The sequence below is a fragment of the Paenibacillus rubinfantis genome (assembly GCF_001486505.1).
GTDB lineage: Bacteria > Bacillota > Bacilli > Paenibacillales > Paenibacillaceae > Fontibacillus > Fontibacillus rubinfantis.
Genome location: NZ_LN909059.1, coordinates 21,613 through 41,531 on the forward strand (window position 1 = coordinate 21,613; position 19,919 = coordinate 41,531).

The following is a 19,919-nucleotide window of genomic DNA, read 5'->3' on the forward strand; positions in this document are numbered from 1 at the left end:
GACTAACGACTCAAAGTCGTTAGCCATCATCTTCCATTAAAGCACTTAAATAAATGGAATTAACAAGAACCATCCTTACTTTTTAGTTATATTTGAGGAGAGCGTCAAGGGACAATGGAAACTTCTCATGTGCTAATTCCTGCACAGCTTCAGCAAGAACTCTAATTTCGTATTGGGCATCCTCTGGGAGTCTTAAATTCAAGAAATGGGCTACACCTTGAAGAGAACCAGTCCAATAATATCTCACAAACATAGAGTAAGCAGGAAGAAATAATCGAGCTTGTTCTGGAGCCACACCAGCTTCCATGGCTTCTTCATAAAGGCGTTCACCTTCAGCAATATGCTCTTCAAGCTTCTTTGTAAAAACTCCTCCAGATAATTCACTTAAATTCTCGCCAGAGCCTTGTTTTGAATTTGCTGGTTTCGATCTCCACTCATTAGCATTAGGTATGTAAAACTCTGGTTCTTCAGTAATATAACGACGAGAAGATTCATTCCAAGCAACGAATGGGTCCTGAAATCCAGAACCAATGATATGCTTCCAATGTTGTCTTGCGACGTAAAGAGGGACGTAAACTTCAAATTGAAGTGAAGTGTGTCTGAATGGACTTGTGTGACCTTCACGAGCGAGAAAGTCAATGAGTCCCTTATCTTTATCGTCAAGAACGTCCTTTTTCTTGTTATAAGAAACACGAGCTGAATTTGTAACAGATAAGTCGGAACCCATGTAGTCTTGTAAGATCACATATCCACCATTTAAAATGTCAATTTTTTTCATTTTCCAAACCTCTCTCTAACCAAAAATTATTGTTGCTTAATATTTTAATCATTTTTTAAAAGTTTTACTTAAAATCTCTGAAACTGTTAGCTTAATAAATTTATTCTTTTATAAACATGAAAATAGTAGTTATATGGGTTTTTTTCATTCATAATTCCTTTTTCAACAGATTCTTCTTTCCATTCATCAAAATTAACTTCAGGAAAAAATGTGTCTCCCTCGAATTCATGATGAATTCTTGTTATATACATTTTTTCAACATAAGGTAAGAACAAACTATAAATCTGTTCTCCACCGAAAATAAAAATCTCTTCTTCATCTTTACATAACTCAAAAACATCTATAATTGAATGGGCAATTTCACATCCATCAAAATTAAAACCTTTATCTCGTGTCAGAATAATATTCCTTCTGCCAGGTAAAGCTATTCCGATAGACTCAATGTTCTTTCTACCTAATATAATTGAATGTCCATTTGTAGTATCTTTAACATACTTCCAATCATTCGGAATTCTCCAAGGAATGTCATTCTCTTTACCAATTACTCTATTCTTATCCATCGCAACAATTAAAGAAATCTTCATATATACTCAGCCTTTTTTAACTATTTTACCTTGCAATTTTTTATTTCTATTGAAATTTCTTTTTCCACTAAATGACCCTATATTTTAAGTACAATCTTTCAAAATCTCTTCGATATTTTAACATAAATATTCATGAATCCGATGTCATTGTACAAAAAAGACATTCAACATTTTTATGGCTTCGTCATATTACAAGAAAAAAATCAACAGGGAAAGGAAAAAGAGTGGGAACTTAAATATCCTCATACATTTTCCCATATTGAATTTTCAATTGTTCTTTAATTTCTTTATTTTCCTTTTCTAAATGCTTGACTCGCTTCCGTAAGGAAGCGATAATTACATCTTTTGATGCGTCACTCATATTCCTTTTAACTTGCTTTATTGAGGGGAGACCCTCTTGTTGTTTGCGAAGTGTTTCGATTCGATCTCGGAGTTTTGTATTTCTGTATAGAAATGCCTTTGAAACCCCTGATTCTGCAGATATAGAGTTAAAATTGATTTTCATTTGTTTTTTTATCATCTTTTTGATCGCTTCTTCAACTTTTTGAATGGACTTTTCCGTTTTCAACTTCGCATATTTTATAATACCTTCAGTATTTGGGGTTTCATTAGACATTTTGCATCACCTTCTCACGTTCATCTCCAACATACTCACGTCTAGTTTTATCTAAACCAAAGATTCCACCAGTATGTAGTAAACCATTTGCTAATTCTTTATATCTTTTTAATTTGGGTTCAATTAACTCAATGGAACGTAACCTTCCGGATTTTTTGTATACTTCAATATCAGCTTCCATTTTAGATATCTGTTCTTGATAATAGTCGAGAAAAGTCTTGTCAACGTGAAAACTTCGGCAGTTGTTTTTAATACATGGTGGTTCCAATGTCTGTTCAAGAAAATCACAATGAAGTTTTGGGCTTTTTACACAAAACCCATGATCTAAACGAATGGAGTCCATGTTGTGACGTATCCACTCCAGTTCAACTCCATTTTCTTTAGCCTGTTGAGCTAAATCAGCGACAATAACTTCTCCACGTGTATCTAATCTTACTGCGCCATTATCTCGAGCCTTTTCCCATTCATCACGGAGTGTCTGGTCATGAATTTGGGCATAGACTAATGTCATTTCAGGACTGGCATGTGCCATCAATTTTTGAACATGAAGGATATTCATTCCGTTATTAATCAAATTAACACCGTAACGGTGTCGAAATGCATGATTTTTAAACCAATAAATTTCTCCATCCTTGTCCTTAATATTACATCTGTTAGCTAGTTTATTAAGGTTCAGCTTTATGGAATCCTGCGATATGGGATTACCCATCCTTTTCCCTTTAAGTACTGGAAACAAATATTTCTTAGGGTTCGTGTCTAAAGAGGATCTCTTTTTTGTAATTTCTTGCTGCACCAAGACAACATTAGCAATTTCTTCTGAAATAGGAACTTTATGATTTTTATAACTTACTTTTCTTTGATCTCCGATAATCCACCAGCCATCTTCTTGTTTTACTAAGCAGTCAATTATAAGTGATAAAACGTCACTAATTCGAAAACCTGTAGCTTCCATTAGAAGAATTATAGGTATATGATCTGAGGAAAGTTGGTTAATATGGCAAACTAACTGTTCCCATACTTCATCCGGAATATATTTAATTTCATCAGCCTTTGCTCTTTTCTTTTTAGGAATATCCTCAATTGACAATAGTGAAATAACTGACTTTATCGGAGCTTCTTCCCATTCGAATTTTTGTATGTATGAGATAAACGTTTTAAGGTCTATTAAAAAACGATTTACATAATTGTGATCTGGATTAATTAAATATTTTCCTTTTTTAATAGTAGAATGTCGCAAGTATTCAATATACTCCTCAATATCCATTCTAGATAGCTGATTTAATTCTTTCCACTCAGGATATTTCTCCTTCAAAAAGGTGAAGAAAAACAAAAGTCTATTTAAATAACATATTGCTGTAGAAAAGCTAATGGATTGCTGAACAACTAGGCAAGTCTTTATATATTTTTTAAATAATTGTCTATAAGGTTGCGGAATTTTCGAAAAGTCTAATGAATATCTACTGATTGTATTGTTATAATTAATCTTCAAATTTCGTACATCCCAACAATCCTTATCTGTTTCTTCTCGTTCGTCATAAAAGTAATAATAAAAATCATAAACTTGAAGAAATAGTCTAATATACAATGATGGTTGAACTGTTGGTGACATCCACGGTGATGACTTTTTCCGGTGTACAATCTCAACTGATTTTCCTTTCTCTACAAGAAATGTTCGATACTCTATTAGAAACTTTTCTTTCGGAATATCAATAATAGAATCTAAATCAGCATAATATCGAGAGATGAATTCTGTAAAAACTTTAAGACATGGAGAATAATGCATAAAAGCATAGATAATCGAGATCCTTGTCTCCTGTAACCCCTTATAAAAATAATATTTTAATTCATTTTTTAATCTAAGATTGTGTACCTTATCAAAAATCAATTTTCTATTCCAATCATAATGTTTATCCAAAAAGGGACATTCTTGTACATCCCACACATCATTTGCCCAATATCCAAGTAATGGTTCATTTATCTGTTCCAAATGATGGGGAAGGGGTTTTATTTTGAATGTGTTCTGTATCATTATTTATCTCTTCTTCCCATTTTTTTATTTGAATGAGCTTGTTCCCAGCTTTCACGTATGGTTTCATCGGATGCATGGATATAAGTCTGTATGGTTGTTTGAACGTGTGCATGCCCTAATAACCTCTGTATGATGGCAATATCAACTCCTGCTGCGTGTAACTCTGTGGCATATGTATGCCGGAGCATATGAGGGGTAAAATCTATTCCTGTTTTTTTCTTCATCCGTTTAATTAAAGAACGTACAGAACCATCAGTCATTGGTTTACCACGATTTGGTCCAGTTAAGGTGATAAAAACATAATTGCTATCAATTTCGTAAGAATGATAGTCTATTAGATAATCTTGAAAGAGATTCATAGTCTCAATAGACACATAAACTTTTCGTTTTTCTCCATCTGATGTTTTGGATTTCCTCACCGTAACAGCGTTTTTACCTATATCAAAATCCTCTACCCACAAAGAAAGGGCCTCTCCAATCCGTAATCCTCCTTCATATAATATACGGAATAATAATTCATCCCGTATATTGCTGCACGCATCATGGATCACTTGGATTTGATTTTTACTCAAAGTTTTGATTAAACGCTTTGGTTCCTTAATCTTTAAAATGTTTTTATCATAAGAATTCCCTTTTGTAATGTGATGAAGGAAAGGTTTGAAAGTCTTAAAACGCCCTGGGGCTTGCTTTATTAATTGATCATTTAAATTCCCCCCGTAATCCTCATTACGAGTCAAATAGTCATAGAACCCTATGACACACGTTATGATGGTATTGACCGTTTTTTCTGATCGTTTCGCTAAGGTTGCTTCAAAATAAATGACTTTTGTAGATTGATCAGGGATTCTCAGCCAACCGATGAATTGAGCTAAAATATCAAGGTTTACTTCTTGATATTCTAATCTACACTCCTCTAGGAATTGAAAGTAAAGCTTTAGATGGTAACAGTATGACTTTAGTGTGTTTTCAGCTTTTCCAATGTTATCTAAATACTTTATATACTTTGCAACTGAAGTAACTGGATGCCCTCCATTGTCAATTAACAGATATCTTTTCTTCTCATGAATGAGAACTTCTTGTACTTTCAAAATTTCCCCCCATGTCTAAAATCATTTCGTTAGATACTATATATCCATAAAATTCATAGTACATATAATGAATCTATAAGGAAATAAAAAAGAAGTAGTTGATAACATGAGATACGTTAATTACTACTTCTAATACTAGTACAATTAAGGCCGGTTACACCGATCAAGTCTTTGGTTTAACGCATTTGCTTGGATTTCGCTTTGCGCCGCGCTTACGCGACTTGGCTGATTCCAAGCTCTACGCTATCGGAAAACCGTCCATTTTCCCTAAATTGGAGAAGCTGCTTCGCGGACAGATTAATACAAAGATCATTCAAGAGAACTACGACGATGTACTCCGGCTGGCTCACTCCATCCGGGAAGGAACCGTTTCAGCATCACTCATTATGGGGAAAATCGGTTCCTATGCAAGACAAAACAGCTTGGCTACCGCGCTGAGAGAAATGGGGCGTATCGAGAAAACGATCTTCATTCTGGATTACCTTTCGAGCGAGGCGCTGCGGAGAAAAATCCATCGGGGGTTGAACAAAGGAGAAGCCATGAACGCATTGGCCAGAGCGATCTTCTTCGGCAAACATGGCGAACTGCGGGAACGTGCGCTACAAGATCAGCTCCAACGGGCAAGTGCGTTGAACATTATCATCAATGCAATTAGCGTTTGGAATACCGTCTATCTCCAGCAGGCAACTGAACACCGCAAAAAGCAAGGTAAGCTTCAGGAAGAACTGCTAAATCACATTTCCCCCCTTGGATGGGAGCACATCAATTTTCTAGGTGAATACAAATTCAACTTCAAGCAGAATACGTCTCTCAACTCATTACGACCGCTGAAACAACAGGAAGGTGAGTGATCGGTAGTCCGGGCGGTGTAGCCCGGACTATTGGGCTTAGAGTAAGAAAAAACGCTAAGCCAGGTACATCCGAAGGCTTAGCGTATATTATCGTTAAAATGTTGGCGGTACCCCTATTGGGAGTCCGGCGACGCCGTGAACAAAGCGCTTATGGAAGAATCGACTCGTTTATTCAGAGAGTTTCCTGCCCTCGCAAGCGTACAAGTTTCCCTTCCCTTCCAAGGAAAAACGTATTATGTGGACGTAACGAAACAAGAAATCGAAGACTATTTCGACGTAAACTTTGCGGATCTCCATGAGGACGAGACCCTCGACAAATGGAAAAGCGAAGTTGCCGAGCAGTATTTTACCGAAGAAGAGCGCGGGAAGTACGCAGAGAAGTTTATCAAAGTTCAATAATTGCTTTTGTAAGCCGGCACCGCTCCACGGTGTCGGCTTTATTTAGCGTTCGAACCGAAGGAGAGTCTGGAAGTTAATTGATACTATTGATTCCTCATCATTTCCGTAACGTCTACACGAGACGAGAACCCCATCGTTACAGACTGCTCTTTACCGCGCACTTTCTCGCACGCAGATAAATCTATAAGTTCTTTATTGATATCAAAAGGATAATCAAAGCCTAAATCAATTTCTGGCGGGTACCCTACAAGTTCTATATCTCTTTCTGTCCCATGACGCCAATGTTCGTCTTGGGACGAATACGGAAGGTATATCTGATACATGAAGTTATAAAATTTCAAGACAAATTGGCAGTATGGAACGATCCGTGTAATGCCGTCTCTTCGAAAGAATAGTTTGAAACCAACATTTCGTCGAAATGCAGGTCCAGGGATAAACGAATACATCGCCAAAAGAGGTGGCGTCGTTCGCGCACAATGATCTTCCTCTTTTATCCAATCAATTGTTTCTTTAAAGTGTACGAGTTCTTCGGCAGGCATCAACGTTAAGGCCATTTTAGTAAATGCTTTGTACACTGCCCTGGGGGTGAAGGGTTTTACTTTTGCAGTTATTTTAAGCTCATTGTCTCCGTTCCATTGAAGAATTGGTTTATCGATAGGATCTTTAATGAGGATTTGTTCTACTTCATCTCGTATTAAGGATTCGCCTTGTTTGAACGTAGGCGTTCCATACTTCCCTTGAAGTCTTGTAACTGTACGGCCGAGCTCAGTAAACCACCCGAGATCGTTCTCCAATTTTGAGAAAACCTCATTGCAAACATCGCATTCGTAGTAGGTGCACAAGTAATGATTCCCCAGCATTTCCGGAATTGCATGTGCATCTTTTTTAAACTTTACTTCGCCTGCTTTTTTTCCACAAAAACGGCAGACCCGGTTTTGTTTGTCGCCCAGATATGTTCTTCGGTCAAGAGTGATTTCACCATGGATCGATTTATACTGATCGTAATAGGAAGTTACTTTCTCAACAGTCTCTTTCATCTCTTGAAGATACTTGGCAAAGTGAGCATTTTGATTGTCCATTATATCCCCCCCTTTTAACATTACCCGCAGTCGTCACATCTCATAAGCCAATAATGCGATTGACAACGAACAGAAGACTACTGAACACGGCTAATCCGAAACGCTCACCTTTATTTTTTCTGCCAAACAGCGCCCCGATCATGTAGATTAAGGAGACGACTTCAAGCAAAGTGGTCGTGATCTGATAAAATCGCTCCGGTATGATGGCCCCAGCTGATTGAAAGTGCTGGAGCGGGAATAGTAAGCCGTCGCCGCGCGCGTAGGCGAGATAATTGAGCGACAACGTCTGAAGCGCCATCCCCCACAATATCCTCCGCATACCGGTTAAAGTGAGGCGTTTGCCGTCCAGTACACGGCGGCCGGGTTTGACGATGTACGGGACGCTGACAATTATGAAGACTACCGCAAAGCCATACAAATAAACGAGATCGACGATCGACAATAACGGAACCTCCCATTCCGCTAAAGAGTAGTGGAGCGGGATCGGGTGTCATCCTCCCGCTTCCCGCTTCCGTAGAAAAGCACTCATATCGCGCTCGGGCACCTTGCGCTTCAAATGGTCCGGAAGATGATCGTAACAGTAGACCATCTTGTCCCGATTGAGGTTGGGGATGACTTTCAGCAGTTCCCACTCATCCTCCGTAAGCTGTTTGCCGCAACGCGTGTAGATGCAATGCCGGTCAACCTTCGCCCTGGATTGGATGATTTGTCCGGAGGATCGGTCTGCCGGCGGGCCGGACTCGACGAGATGCTTCAAGGCGGGATTGCTACCCCAATCCTTTTTATAGTGTGGCGCAAGGTCTTTCCAGCCCATCTGCCACGAATCAAGCGCCTCGATGAACGCGCTCGCGGCTGCCTGATCGAGCGCATTCCCGATTTTCGGGCGCCCTTGTCCGTCCGAATCAATATAAGAGAAGCCAAAGCCGTCCCGATGATGCTCGCCGATCGTGATGGTGACGACGACCTTCACGTATTTATGCTGGACATTGATTTCGACGTCCTTGATCGCTTTGTTCCACCGGCCCTGCGTCACTGCCTCCAGCCGATCGGTATAGACTTGGTTCGGTATGTAGGCGGCGTTGCTGTCGGATCGAAATTTAACGGTACCCTCGGGGAACGAGTCCTTCAGCCGCTGTATGACTGCTTCATATTCAAACTCGCTCATGAGTTGCCGCCCCCCTTTCTTTTGCTCTTTCGGCGAACAGGATAACGCTTAACGGTTCGGAAAACAAGTGGTTCTGCAGAGCGTCTCCGTTTCTCGGCATGTTCCGCACACATTGTTTTGGTTTCGAGTGCTCTGCCGCAATAGATACAAGTACCCTGGAGCAACCGGGAGTGACGTAGCGCTCTCATGGCGAGGGCTTCTTTCGTCGCCAACCGGGATCGCCCTCCTTATTTCAGATTCACCTTGCCGTAACGCCCCATATATTTCTCGAAGTTTGAGTAGACCTTGTGAGCCAACTTCACCCGTTCTGGCAAGTCGCGAAGCATTTGCATGAAGTATTCGCGCCCGGATTCGGTAATGCTGTAATAGCGATTGTAGCGATCGTCGCCCTTCCACTCGCGAATGACATGGCCGTTCTCGGCCAGCTTTCGCAGCCGGGCGCTCAGGTACGAATCGTTGACCCCGATGCCGCCCAATATGTCGGCAATCTTCTTGTCCAATTCGCTCACGTAAAGTTGCTTGCCTTCCTGCAGCTCGGACAGCACAACGAAGTCAATGACTTGTTGAACCTTGATGACGTAACCGAGTGTACCTTCTTTCTCGACCGGGTTATCGTTTCTCGGCATGCTTCATCCCCCTTCCGCCATTCGCAGCTGAGACCGCCGCGGGCAATAGTAGTCGTGCGCCGCGCCGCGAGGGACGGCGACAATGTAGCGGATCTCGTCCGCGTAATGCGTATCAAACTTGATTCTGGAGCGGGATACCCCATCCGGAATGAAGGAGAAGGCGTCTCTTCCCGCCGGCACGATGGCGTGTACAGCTCCCACTTTCGTTTTGGCGGAGCCGGCAGCCTGGCTTGTCCACTCAACCTTTTGGCCAACCTCAAATGAATGCATCAGCGTTCTCCGGCTCCTTTCGCGGCAGACATCCTCAAGCGGATCGCTAGCAAATCCTCGGTGCACTGCTCGCAAACGATCTGTTCCTTAAAGATGCGAACCCCTTTTCGCGAGCCGCAGAACGTGCAGCGGGGATAATACCTTTCCACGATGATCCGGTCGCCGTCCACGAAGATTTCGACCGCGGCGCCGTTATCCATATCGTAGGCATCTCTGATTTTCTTAGGCAGGGACACTCTTCCAAGCTGATCGAGTTTGCGAACGACTCCGAGTGGCCGATATTTATACGCTTTTTGGTCCAATTTCCACCCACCCCATTACTTTGGATCCGCAATATTCACGTAACCGAAAAATCTGCTCATCAAGTAAGCACAGGCTGCAATTTTATGCTCGTGCTTTGGAGCATACGACCGCATGATGGCCATGATATGACGGCCGGATTTGTAAGGGTCGATACCTTCCTTCGGTTCCAATTCAATTCCTTCCATGCTGCCATAGAAAATTCGATCCGCGGCCTTGTTCCATAAGGTTAGACCTTCCCGAATTCTACCGGGATCTCATCCAAAGCCGGCATCCACTCTAGCGCACGGGCAGGAAACGCAAAATCGACGTCAGAAATCTCAATTGGCGCGATTATCTTCATGATGATATCAATCCTTGTCATTGCCGCTAGTGCGCGAGAACCGCCTATTAGCAGCAAACTCTCGAATGGATGAAAAAATAAGGATTGTAAATAGAGCGAGACCCGTTATCGAGACATAAAATTTTTCAGGACTGCCAAGAGACGAAGATGTTTTCGTGAGCACGATTGTTGCAAAAACGACGAATGCTCCTGCAGACAGGTATGCCATACCTTTATAGATTGACGTCTTTTGACCGATAAGCCATTTCAACAATGCAACAACCACTGCAAGACTAAAAACACTAAGCAAGATTGGATCCTGAAGCAACGCTGTTAGTTTGTCGATTTCCGCAGAATTATTCACTTACGAATCCCTCCAAACGAAATGGTTGGATACGTCTCCGATAGAACGCGGCAACGTCTCCGTACTATCATTATACCACGCCCCCGTGACATCACAAAGCGTGTTATAACTAAGCGTGTTTGCACGCCTTCCGACGCCCGGCTCGCACCATGCGGCGCATTCTCGCTTATCTCCCCCCTTCCCACCGATCCCTTCCGCTCTCTGTACCTAGATTCGTACCTTGCAGCAGATTTCATCGCTGCTACTTGATCCGTGTTTAGTCTTTTGCTGTATCCGTACTCAGTCTCAGGACAGCAATTCTGCTTCTAAGTACGTACTTAGTTACAGTTTTCGATCGTCGGGGGGGCCGCCGCGCGCGCTGCGCGAAAACCGGGTCGGAAAGGGAAAAGAAGTGCCAGAAATGCAGGAAGTAGTCAAGATAAAGTTACAAAGTGCGCGGCGAAACGGAAGGCCGGCACGCAGTCTCAAGATACGCGGAAGCGGGATCGAAGAAGCAAAGGAAGCGGGAAGTTGAAGGAAGATTCGAAGAAGCTGGGGAGCGTCAGACGAACAATCGAAAAGACGTACCGGAAGAAGCGGGCAGTCGCAGGATTAGATCGCGGGCAGCCGCGTGCCCAGCCGCCGAAGTCGTGTAAACACGCTTAGTGTGGACACGGACAAAAGTATGCGGAAGCCCCCTTTCCCGTGTCCGCTGGTCACCGGTCACCGGCGAGTTAGATATTCCTTTTTCCAATGTTCCATCATGTTCTGTATATTTTGGATCGGACTATCATGGGTGTTACTGAGTTTTCCAAGTCTTCAAAATGGAGAGTGCCCCCTTCTACTTGCAGAAAGCAACGAATAAAAATCGGCCCCCCCTTCCGTTTAAGGAGATAGCCGATTTTGTTTAAAGAGCCTATACTTGATATTTCAAACTCATTACTGTTCATTCACCTTACCGTTCTAGGCAAAGAAAAAGAAAAATATTAAGCTCCATTTCGTTCCTCCTCCTGACTGGAGCAGCTTGGTTCTATTGATCTTAAGATATTATGGCAGACCACAGGGGCCCAAGTGACCGATCAATCCTCACTATTCGGACAATGCCTGAGCCGATATCTTCTCCGTTCTCGATGCCCTCAGCGTATCGATCATGACTAAAGCGACCCCTATTACGATAAAGACATCCGCCATGTTAAACACAGGATAGTTGATAAAAGTAAATTCCAGCATATCCACGACTTCGCCATGCAAAGCGCGATCCACAAAATTCCCCAGTGCCCCTCCAAAAATCAGGGCTAGCGCATAAGCGAGCATTTTTTGTTTGCGATAGATTTTGCGCAAATAGACGAAAATGCCAATTAGAACTATAGCTGTCACCACAATGAAAAATAGTCGCTGGTTTTGCAAGATGCCGAATGCGGCACCCCGATTGCGAATGGATGTCACTTGAATAACACCCGAAATAAGCGGTATTTTTTGACCGAGATCCATGTAAGTTGCTACACTCCATTTGATAAATTGGTCAACGGAAAAAGCGATAATACCGACAATTAAATAACGAAGCACATACACCATCCTTCCAAATAGTTGAGTTGGGGTTTAACTCGCTAAAATATTTATTCTTTCACGCGCATGAGTCTCAATCCGTTTAATGCAACAAGGAGCGTTGCACCCATATCGGAAAGTATGGCAATCCACAGCGTCAGCCAACCCGGAATAACGAGCAGTAAAGCAATCAATTTTATCGCGAGCGCAAACGTGATGTTTTGCTTGATGATACTGAGTGCATTTCGGCTTAGTTTGATCGCAAATGGAAGTTTCCGTAAATCGTCGCCCATCAAAGCCACGTCTGCTGTTTCCAGCGCGGTGTCTGTGCCGGCTCCGCCCATCGCAATGCCGACTGTAGAGGCGGCCAGCGCAGGGGCATCATTGACGCCATCCCCGACCATGCCTACGTTCCCGTAATCGGATCTCAATTGTTTAATAAAGTCCAATTTGTCCTGCGGCAGCAGTTCCGCCTGAACATCCGATACGCCGACATGTCCGCCGATGGCAGTTGCCGTACCCTTGTTATCCCCTGTAAGCATAATTGTTTTTTGAATGCCCAACTGGTGCAACTTTTGAATAACGTCCTTACTCGACTCGCGAACTTCGTCCGCTACGGCGATCACCGCGAGAATTGTACTGTCAGTTCCGACAACCATGGCCGTCTTGCCCGCGTTTTGAAGGGTTGTAACCAATTGCTCCTGCTCGCTGCTGAAACGAGTTGTCGGCAGTTCTTTGAAGAGTTTCGGATTACCGATGTAAAACGTCGTTCCATTGACTATCCCTTTGATGCCTTTGCCTGTAATGGAAGAAAACTCGTCAACCATTACATCCGAATACGATATGTTTTCCTCTTCGGCTTTTCTCATGATCGCTGACGCTAGAGGGTGTTGAGAACGGTACTCTAAAGCCGTTATGACGGAAAGTAATTCGGATGTATTTGTCTGATCGTTAAACACCTTGAAATCCGTTACAACCGGGACTCCTTTTGTGAGCGTACCGGTTTTATCAAATGCAATGGCCTTCAAGGCTCCCATTTCTTCGAGATAAACGCCGCCTTTGATTAGGACACCTTTCTTGGCCGCATTTCCGATTGCCGACACGATGGAAATTGGAGTCGAAATCACAAGCGCACAAGGACAACCTACAACGAGTACAGATAAACCTTGATAAATCCATGCGGCCCAGCTCCCATCAAAGAAAAGCGGAGGAATAACCGCGACTAAAGCGGCGACAATCATGATGATGGGTGTGTAGTACTTCGCAAATTTATCAACAAACGCTTGCGAAGGAGCGCGTTCTCCCTGTGCTTCCTCAACTAGGTGAATAATTTTTGCAATGGTTGTATCATCCACAAGCTTTGTTACCTTAACTTCAAGCAAGCCTTCTTCATTTAACGTACCGGCAAAGACATCGTCATTGATCGTTTTTTCTACCGGTACGGACTCACCAGTAATCGCGGCTTGATTCACGGCGGAGTATCCACTTACAACCACACCGTCCATGGCGATCTTTTGACCGGGTTTCACGATCATAACGTCCCCAACGGCGATATCATCAACATGGATCATCATCTCTTGTCCATTGCGTCTTACAAGAGCTTCTTTTGGAGCGATGTCCATTAAGGAACGGATCGATTGTCGCGCGCGGTCCATTGAGAATCGTTCCAGTGCTTCACTAATGGCAAACAAAATAACGACAATCGCGCCTTCTGCCCATTCTCCGATGATCGCGGCTCCAATAATGGCCACGGTCATCAAGGTTTTCATGTCAAATTCAAACCGAAGCAAGTTTTGGAAACCGACTTTAAAGAGTGAGTATCCCCCCATTACAATAGAGGCCGCAAATAATAAGGAAGTGATCAGGTTTTCTTCGCCATTGACATACTGGGAAAGATAACCGAAAACGAGCAATAACGTCGCATTCAGTAACGTGCTGTGCCTTTTATAAAGGCTATGTTAATTCTTGTTGTTGATTTTTGTTTCAAAAGAAAACCGCCTACAAAAAGGCGGTAATTTACATAGTAGTTCACGTTAATGAAGTATAAACATGATCCGTATACTTAGTAATGGCTTCATCGTAATCTGGATACTTATATCCGAGACTTTCTGATACAGCTTTTGAATATTTTCTAAATAACTCATAACAAATTAATAAAGACTTCCACATTTTCTGATACCCATCCTCAGAATAAGTTAATAGGAGTTTTTCCCAATCTTCATTTGGGAGGTAACGATTTATAAATTTATAGTTCTTCCCTACGCTAAAGGTGTATCCTTGCTCTGATCCAATTTTCCAAGCCATCATTCTCAATAAATTAGGTCTTGCAATCTCGTTTAAATGATCAATAGCAAAAAGTATTTCTTTTCTCGCTAATCCTTTTACGACGTAAGTTGAAACCATCCAGAACTCATTACAACAATCATCAAATTCTCTTGCAGTTGGTTTTTTAATCCAATATTGACGATCAGTTGCGATCACTTCATTTTTGATAAGAGTATCTTTATCGAGCAACACCTCTACTAAACCGTCGCTATTGGAAAAATAATCTTCCACCTCGTTAATGGGAATAAGCGTTAGATCTACTTTAGTTCCATCCTCAAAAAGCATTAAATATGAAAACCAATTACCTATTTCTGGCGGAAAAAGCTCCATATCCTCGGGTTTTTGCATCATAACACGATTCCCAAAAACTCGAAGCCATTGATCATTCTCCTTGAAAGAATCAATATCTGTTACAAAGTAAGAAATGTCATAGTCTTGGAATGCATCAGGTGAAATATTTTTGTTTGTACGTGAACCTTCCAAAGTTACCAATCGAATTCTATTATCATTTTTAGCAAAGTCTATAAGGATATTCATCATTTCTTGTTCACTTCTCAATACAGTAATCCTCCATTCTAACCGTATTCTTTTCTATATAGCCACATCACATTGACGAAGACCGACATTCGTGAAAGTTACCGTGAAAAGACATGAAGTCACGAGCATACTTTTCTTATTCGACATTGTGTTCTCGTACTCCTTGCTGTCTAAGTAACGGAACCAAGCTAAATAATGTTGCAAATACTTGGTTGCAACTCCATTAAAACGGTCGATCCAACGTTTTAAACGGCTATGGTAGTTGTTGACATTCTGAATGTGGTACACACCTTTTACACGCTGTTTCCCGTCAGACTTAAATCGATAATGGACTAATCCCTTTTTTCTTGCATACGAGCTGAAAGCCCGCCAGGAATCTGTACATAGCACGTTAGATTCAGATAAATGATCACTAATAACCTCATCTAATTTTGATGTGCGAATTCGCCCACGCCCAAGAACGCCAGAGTATGTCATCTTCTGACGGTCACGAGCCACCAGTACGCATATTTGATCGTTACTGATGCCACGATATTTGGCTTTACCACCTCTTTTACGAGGCTTGCGTTCTGTAATATCCCGTTTTCCCTTCTCAGAGTAAAGGAAATAGGTTTCGTCCATTTCTACAATACCCTGGAACGATTCTATTGGAATCTGCTTTAGAGCAGAGAGGATCTTATGTCGCCAGTAAAATAGGGTAACATAAGAAATCTCATCGTTTAATATTTCAGCACACTTCCTGAGCGAGAACCCTTCAATCATACATTCGATGAATCGAACCCAAAGGTGAGGTCTTCTGGTACGTTGAAGGGGAGTATTCGTAAGGTCATTAAACGTTTGACTGCAGGATTTACAGCGGTAACGTTGCCGATTGATTTCACCTGTGCGAGTTTGAATAACGTATTTACCAAACCGCACAACCGAGTGGCTGACACAATGCGGACAGACGAGCCCATCTTTATGCTTTTGCTCCTGGATTTCATCAATCACACGTACTGGAGCCTTCATCTCCTTAGTTCGAGACTGCAAAAAGTAAATGAGTTCTTGCTTGCCGTTATCGTCCAAAGCGTCAGCGTACTTCTTCAAGTCCTTCAATTCCATAGGTGAAATCACCCCGCACTAAAATGATGCCTCTATTATAGAACAAATGTTTGTATAATTCAAATATCAACAATATGATTTAACATAGCCTTTATAAAAAGGCTGTTTGGCTTCCTTTTTGACTTCTTGCGTCGCTGCCTTTACGGTTCTTTCCGGAGTTACCTTCAGATTTTCAAATGCACCAGCTTTCTCCAGTTCTTCAATCGTTGCATCACCGTACACGGCGATTTTCGAAGCCCCGAAATTCACTTTCGCATCCCGAACCCCTGGTAGCTGCTTCACGTTATTTTCAAACTTCCCGGCACAGTTCGCGCATGTAAATCCTTGAACGTTGAATACGTTTTTTTCCTCGTTCACTTCCGTTTTTGCCACCCGTACCGGTTTTTCAGGGATGACTTTAAGATTCTCAAATGCACCGGCTTTCTCCAGTTCCTCAACAGTGGTTTCACCGAAAACGGTAATTTTTGAAGCACCAAAGTTCACTCTCGCATCTTGAACGCCCGGCAATGACTTGACATTATTCTCAAATTTCCCGGCACAATTCGCGCATGTAAATCCTTCAACGCGGTATACGTTTTTGTTCTCTAATGATTCAGCCACTTTATTCAACGCCAACAACCTCCTTTTGATGCTCAATGGCGAGCCTTATCATTTGTTTAAGCTGCTCATCGCCCAATGAATAAAAAACGAGCTTTCCTTCCTTCCGATAATTCGCAATGCCCATGTTCCGCAGCAGCCGTAAATGATGGGAAGCCGTCGCCATCGTGGAGCCGATGATATTGGCTACATCACAGACGCATAACTCGTCTTCATCGCACAGGGCATAAGCAACCTTTAGCCGCGTATGGTCTGCAAGCACTTTAAAGATTTGCGACATATCCTGAAAATCATTTTTGTTTAATTTTTCCCGGACTCGATTGACCTTATCCTCGTCATAACAAAAGATCTCACATGTATCTTGGTTCTTCAATCCCATCACCTCAGTCTAACGTTCATTTGATTATTATATTATGCTTGCGCCATTGGTTTGTCAAAGGCAACAAAACTAAATATGAATGGGATGACCAAGGGCAACTTCTGCCGCTTCAGCCGACAACTCCCCAAGTGTCGGATGCGCATGAATCGTGAGGGCTAAATCTTCCATGGTTGTTCCCATTTCAATCGCCAAGGCAATTTCCGGAATCAAGTCGGATGCGTTTGTGCCAACGATTTGTCCGCCAAGGATCAAACCTGTTTTCTTATCGCCTACCAGCTTGACAAATCCCTCGGACGCACTCAAAGAGAGAGCACGCGCATTTGCCGCAAACGGAAACTTACCCACCATGATGTCATATCCTTTCTCTTTGGCTTCAGGTTCGCTAAGTCCTACGGAAGCAATTTCCGGATCGGAAAACACGACCGCAGGTATCCCTTTATAGTCGAAGGCACTTGGCTGGCCAGCTATGGCTTCAGCAACCACTTTTCCTTCGTATGATGCTTTATGCGCCAGTGCAGGACCAGGGATAATATCACCAATCGCATAAATATGAGGAATAGACGTTCGCCCTTGTTGATCGACTTCGACCAGCCCCCGGTCTCCAATTTTTACCCCAATTCGGTCAAGACCGAGTTCCCCATCAGTATTGGGTCGGCGTCCTACTGTCACAAGAACATAATCGGCCATCACTTGTTGTTCGGTCTGATCTACCGTAAAGGTAACCGTGATTTCATCAGCCGACTGTTGGGCGGATTGAGCCATGGCGTTCGTATATACCGTAACGCCAAGGGAATCCAGATTTTTTTTACCAATCCGGGTAATTTCACTCTCGAATCCAGGCAGAATCGACGGTGAACCTTCCAAAATGGTTACGTTCGTGCCGAACTTCGCGTACATTTGGCCTAGCTCAATACCGATATAGCCACCGCCGATGACGACCATCCGCTCAGGAATTTCGGTAAGGGCGAGTGCTTCCGTGGAGGACAAAATTCGATTTCCATACGGGAATGCTTTTAATTCAATTGGGCGCGATCCGACCGCAACGATACAATCGTCAAATTGGTATCGGAGCGATTCTTGTTCATTATAGAGACGGGCTTCCCGATCATTTATGAACAGCGCTTCTCCTTTGAAGACCGAGATTTCATGCTTTTTGAGTAAGGACTGAATTCCCATTTTGAGGCGATTCACCACTTTCGACTGTTTCCACTGTTGAATCTGTGAAAAATCAATCTCTACGCCTTTCGCTTTTAATCCGGATATGCCGCTTTCCAGCATTTGTTCATAACGATGGGCCGCTGATATCAGCGCTTTGGACGGCACGCAGCCGCAATTGAGACATACGCCGCCGAGTTCCGATTTTTCCACCAACAACACTTTCTTGCCGAGCTGCGCGGCTCGTATAGCTGCAACATAACCCCCAGAACCACCGCCGATGACCAACAGCTGCGTGTGCATGCTTGCGTCACCTACTACCATTGTGTTTCCCTCCAGTTCGTCATTTCGATTTTCGTGAACGTTATCCAAACAACCGTATGAGATATGCAAATGAATCACCATGCAGCATGATCGAAATACCTAATGCGATAAACACCAGTGGAACAATGACACTTCCGTACTTTTCCAGAATCTTTAGAATGGCCGGGAAGCTTGCCAGCCGATACGCCAGGAAGCACCATACCGCGACCATCAAAAGGAACACAATCGCGATGGATAAAAGTGACGCATTCCCCTGGGTCGTAAAATACGGGATGTATATGCCCAGGTTATCCCCCCCGTTGGCAAAGGTAATCGCAGCGACCTTACCCGTTAGTGGTCCAAACAAACGGTTGTTTGAAGGTTGTGACTTTAGATCGCCCAATTTCTCAAGTGCTTCCTCTGCCTCATCTTCTTCCTCCTTTTTGAGGAACATTCGGATACCTAGATAAATTGGTATCAGCCCGAGAAAACCGGCCCATTCGGGTGGCAAAAATGTAAAACCGAAAGCCCCTAATAGGCTCAATACAACGAGCAATCCGAACCCAAGATACTGCCCTAGAACAACTTGTGTGTGCCGCGCTTTCTCAATCTGTGCGAAAAAGATCATCAGCACAAAAATGTCGTCAACGTTGGTCACGATGAACGTACCAATAGCGGAAAGAATTAATGTGAGTGACATTGCGATTTACTCCATCCAATTGTAGATTTACATGTTCTTATATCCAAATAATTATTTGATTAAACATTACAATTTAACAAAGGTTTACTCCGGCCAGCTTTTTGGGGCAGTAGCAGCGAAGCTACCTTCACCGCAATGCTGTTTTATTTTTTTGCTTTGTATAAAGATAGGGTTCCGTATAATGTCATGAACCTATCCGTCTCTTTAGATTTAGCAAACCCGGCCTCATCGATAATTTGCGGTATCAGGCCATTTACATTATCTGCTGTCGTTTTAAAACCATCGAGGATTTGGATTGAAAGGAACGCAATGCGCATGAGCCGATTTTGCGCCTTTCCCCAATCCGCTATGTGAAGTTCACCTTGTGGTTTAAGTACACGATAAATTTCTTTTAGTGTTCGGAGTTTATTTTCTAAAGTCAAATGATGAAACATTAGACTTGTGACAACACGATCAAATGAATGATCAGGGTAGGGAAGTGCAAAAGATGTTCCTTGATTAAATACAATGTCCATTCCCATATCCACTGCTTTTTTCTCTGCAATTTGGAGAATATTCGGATCAATATCGAGTCCGGTTACTTCTGCTTTCGGGTAAGCTTGTTTTAAAAGAAGGGTTAATGTACCGGTCCCGCATCCCAGATCAAGTACTCGCTGTCCCGAATCAACTTGAATTTGCCTAATTAATTTGTTCTTGAAGGTAGACTCCCTCATTGTCCAGCGTAATATCGGATCATAAAATGATGTAAGCCAGTGAAATCTCAAGGCTGGGATATAATCTCTATTGTCTCGTTTACGCATCTTTCACCCTCTATCCGGCCATCTTGC

Annotated in this window: 20 protein-coding genes and 3 pseudogenes; 2 read left to right on the top strand and 21 right to left on the bottom strand. The window is 42.6% G+C overall.

Annotated elements, in window-relative coordinates:
- Positions 1–82: 82 nt before the first annotated feature.
- The 5 genes from thyX to BN3277_RS01780 all read right to left on the bottom strand — a co-directional run bounded on the left by thyX (position 83) and on the right by BN3277_RS01780 (position 5,095).
- Positions 83–778, bottom strand: coding sequence for an FAD-dependent thymidylate synthase (thyX, locus tag BN3277_RS01760; protein ID WP_059040594.1), 696 nt, complete (start codon positions 776–778; stop codon positions 83–85).
- An 86-nt stretch (positions 779–864) separates the two neighbouring features.
- The gene (gene dfr / locus BN3277_RS01765; RefSeq protein WP_059040595.1) at positions 865–1,362 is read right to left on the bottom strand and encodes a DfrD/DfrG/DfrK family trimethoprim-resistant dihydrofolate reductase; all 498 of its coding nucleotides are present in this window, start codon (positions 1,360–1,362) and stop codon (positions 865–867) included.
- 232 nt (positions 1,363–1,594) lie between these two features.
- Entirely contained in the window at positions 1,595–1,978 is a 384-nt protein-coding gene (locus tag BN3277_RS01770) for a DUF6262 family protein (RefSeq protein WP_059040596.1), read from the bottom strand.
- Complete coding sequence (locus tag BN3277_RS01775) at positions 1,971–4,007, bottom strand: tyrosine-type recombinase/integrase (RefSeq protein ID WP_059040597.1); 2,037 nt, start codon at positions 4,005–4,007, stop codon at positions 1,971–1,973. The genes BN3277_RS01770 and BN3277_RS01775 overlap by 8 nt, the downstream gene beginning before the upstream one ends.
- The gene (locus BN3277_RS01780; RefSeq protein ID WP_071220727.1) at positions 4,007–5,095 is read right to left on the bottom strand and encodes a tyrosine-type recombinase/integrase; all 1,089 of its coding nucleotides are present in this window, start codon (positions 5,093–5,095) and stop codon (positions 4,007–4,009) included. Before BN3277_RS01780 ends, BN3277_RS01775 begins: the two co-directional genes overlap by 1 nt.
- A gap of 140 nt (positions 5,096–5,235) precedes the next feature.
- Here BN3277_RS01780 and BN3277_RS01785 point away from each other — a divergent pair.
- Positions 5,236–5,946, top strand: a pseudogene (locus tag BN3277_RS01785) (Tn3 family transposase); the annotation flags it as partial.
- 135 nt (positions 5,947–6,081) lie between these two features.
- On the top strand, positions 6,082–6,345 hold the full coding sequence (locus BN3277_RS01790) for a hypothetical protein (protein ID WP_059040600.1): 264 nt from the start codon (positions 6,082–6,084) through the stop codon (positions 6,343–6,345).
- A gap of 83 nt (positions 6,346–6,428) precedes the next feature.
- Here the strand turns inward: BN3277_RS01790 and BN3277_RS01795 are convergent, their stop codons facing one another.
- The 16 genes and pseudogenes from BN3277_RS01795 to BN3277_RS01870 all read right to left on the bottom strand — a co-directional run bounded on the left by BN3277_RS01795 (position 6,429) and on the right by BN3277_RS01870 (position 19,892).
- Complete coding sequence (locus tag BN3277_RS01795; RefSeq protein WP_059040601.1) at positions 6,429–7,424, bottom strand: hypothetical protein; 996 nt, start codon at positions 7,422–7,424, stop codon at positions 6,429–6,431.
- Positions 7,425–7,464: 40 nt separating this feature from the next.
- Complete coding sequence (locus tag BN3277_RS01800) at positions 7,465–7,866, bottom strand: hypothetical protein (RefSeq protein ID WP_059040602.1); 402 nt, start codon at positions 7,864–7,866, stop codon at positions 7,465–7,467.
- A 48-nt stretch (positions 7,867–7,914) separates the two neighbouring features.
- Complete coding sequence (locus tag BN3277_RS01805) at positions 7,915–8,589, bottom strand: hypothetical protein (protein WP_059040603.1); 675 nt, start codon at positions 8,587–8,589, stop codon at positions 7,915–7,917.
- A gap of 227 nt (positions 8,590–8,816) precedes the next feature.
- On the bottom strand, positions 8,817–9,215 hold the full coding sequence (locus BN3277_RS01810; protein WP_059040604.1) for a PadR family transcriptional regulator: 399 nt from the start codon (positions 9,213–9,215) through the stop codon (positions 8,817–8,819).
- Between the two features lie 3 nt (positions 9,216–9,218).
- The gene (locus BN3277_RS01815; RefSeq protein ID WP_059040605.1) at positions 9,219–9,485 is read right to left on the bottom strand and encodes a hypothetical protein; all 267 of its coding nucleotides are present in this window, start codon (positions 9,483–9,485) and stop codon (positions 9,219–9,221) included.
- Complete coding sequence (locus tag BN3277_RS01820; protein ID WP_059040606.1) at positions 9,485–9,787, bottom strand: AbrB/MazE/SpoVT family DNA-binding domain-containing protein; 303 nt, start codon at positions 9,785–9,787, stop codon at positions 9,485–9,487. The genes BN3277_RS01815 and BN3277_RS01820 overlap by 1 nt, the downstream gene beginning before the upstream one ends.
- A gap of 348 nt (positions 9,788–10,135) precedes the next feature.
- Entirely contained in the window at positions 10,136–10,471 is a 336-nt protein-coding gene (locus BN3277_RS01825; protein WP_059040607.1) for a hypothetical protein, read from the bottom strand.
- A gap of 1,068 nt (positions 10,472–11,539) precedes the next feature.
- Entirely contained in the window at positions 11,540–12,016 is a 477-nt protein-coding gene (gene lspA / locus BN3277_RS01830; RefSeq protein ID WP_392396607.1) for a signal peptidase II, read from the bottom strand.
- A 50-nt stretch (positions 12,017–12,066) separates the two neighbouring features.
- Positions 12,067–13,944 (bottom strand): annotated as a pseudogene (locus BN3277_RS01835) (heavy metal translocating P-type ATPase); the annotation flags it as partial.
- Positions 13,945–14,023: 79 nt separating this feature from the next.
- Entirely contained in the window at positions 14,024–14,878 is an 855-nt protein-coding gene (gene ant(6), locus BN3277_RS01840; RefSeq protein ID WP_059040609.1) for an aminoglycoside 6-adenylyltransferase, read from the bottom strand.
- A gap of 33 nt (positions 14,879–14,911) precedes the next feature.
- Complete coding sequence (locus BN3277_RS01845) at positions 14,912–15,958, bottom strand: IS1595 family transposase (protein WP_059040610.1); 1,047 nt, start codon at positions 15,956–15,958, stop codon at positions 14,912–14,914.
- A gap of 90 nt (positions 15,959–16,048) precedes the next feature.
- Positions 16,049–16,567 (bottom strand): annotated as a pseudogene (locus BN3277_RS01850) (heavy-metal-associated domain-containing protein); the annotation flags it as partial.
- Positions 16,560–16,928, bottom strand: coding sequence for an ArsR/SmtB family transcription factor (locus BN3277_RS01855; RefSeq protein ID WP_148500954.1), 369 nt, complete (start codon positions 16,926–16,928; stop codon positions 16,560–16,562). The gene BN3277_RS01855 and the pseudogene BN3277_RS01850, both read right to left, overlap by 8 nt.
- A 75-nt stretch (positions 16,929–17,003) precedes the next feature.
- Positions 17,004–18,413, bottom strand: coding sequence for a dihydrolipoyl dehydrogenase (gene lpdA / locus BN3277_RS01860; protein WP_059040613.1), 1,410 nt, complete (start codon positions 18,411–18,413; stop codon positions 17,004–17,006).
- Positions 18,414–18,453: 40 nt separating this feature from the next.
- Positions 18,454–19,092, bottom strand: a complete 639-nt coding sequence (locus BN3277_RS01865; RefSeq protein ID WP_059040614.1) for a CadD family cadmium resistance transporter — start codon at positions 19,090–19,092, stop codon at positions 18,454–18,456.
- A 143-nt stretch (positions 19,093–19,235) separates the two neighbouring features.
- Positions 19,236–19,892 (bottom strand): class I SAM-dependent methyltransferase, encoded by a 657-nt coding sequence (locus tag BN3277_RS01870; RefSeq protein ID WP_059040615.1) that lies wholly within the window; start codon positions 19,890–19,892, stop codon positions 19,236–19,238.
- Positions 19,893–19,919 lie beyond the last annotated feature (27 nt).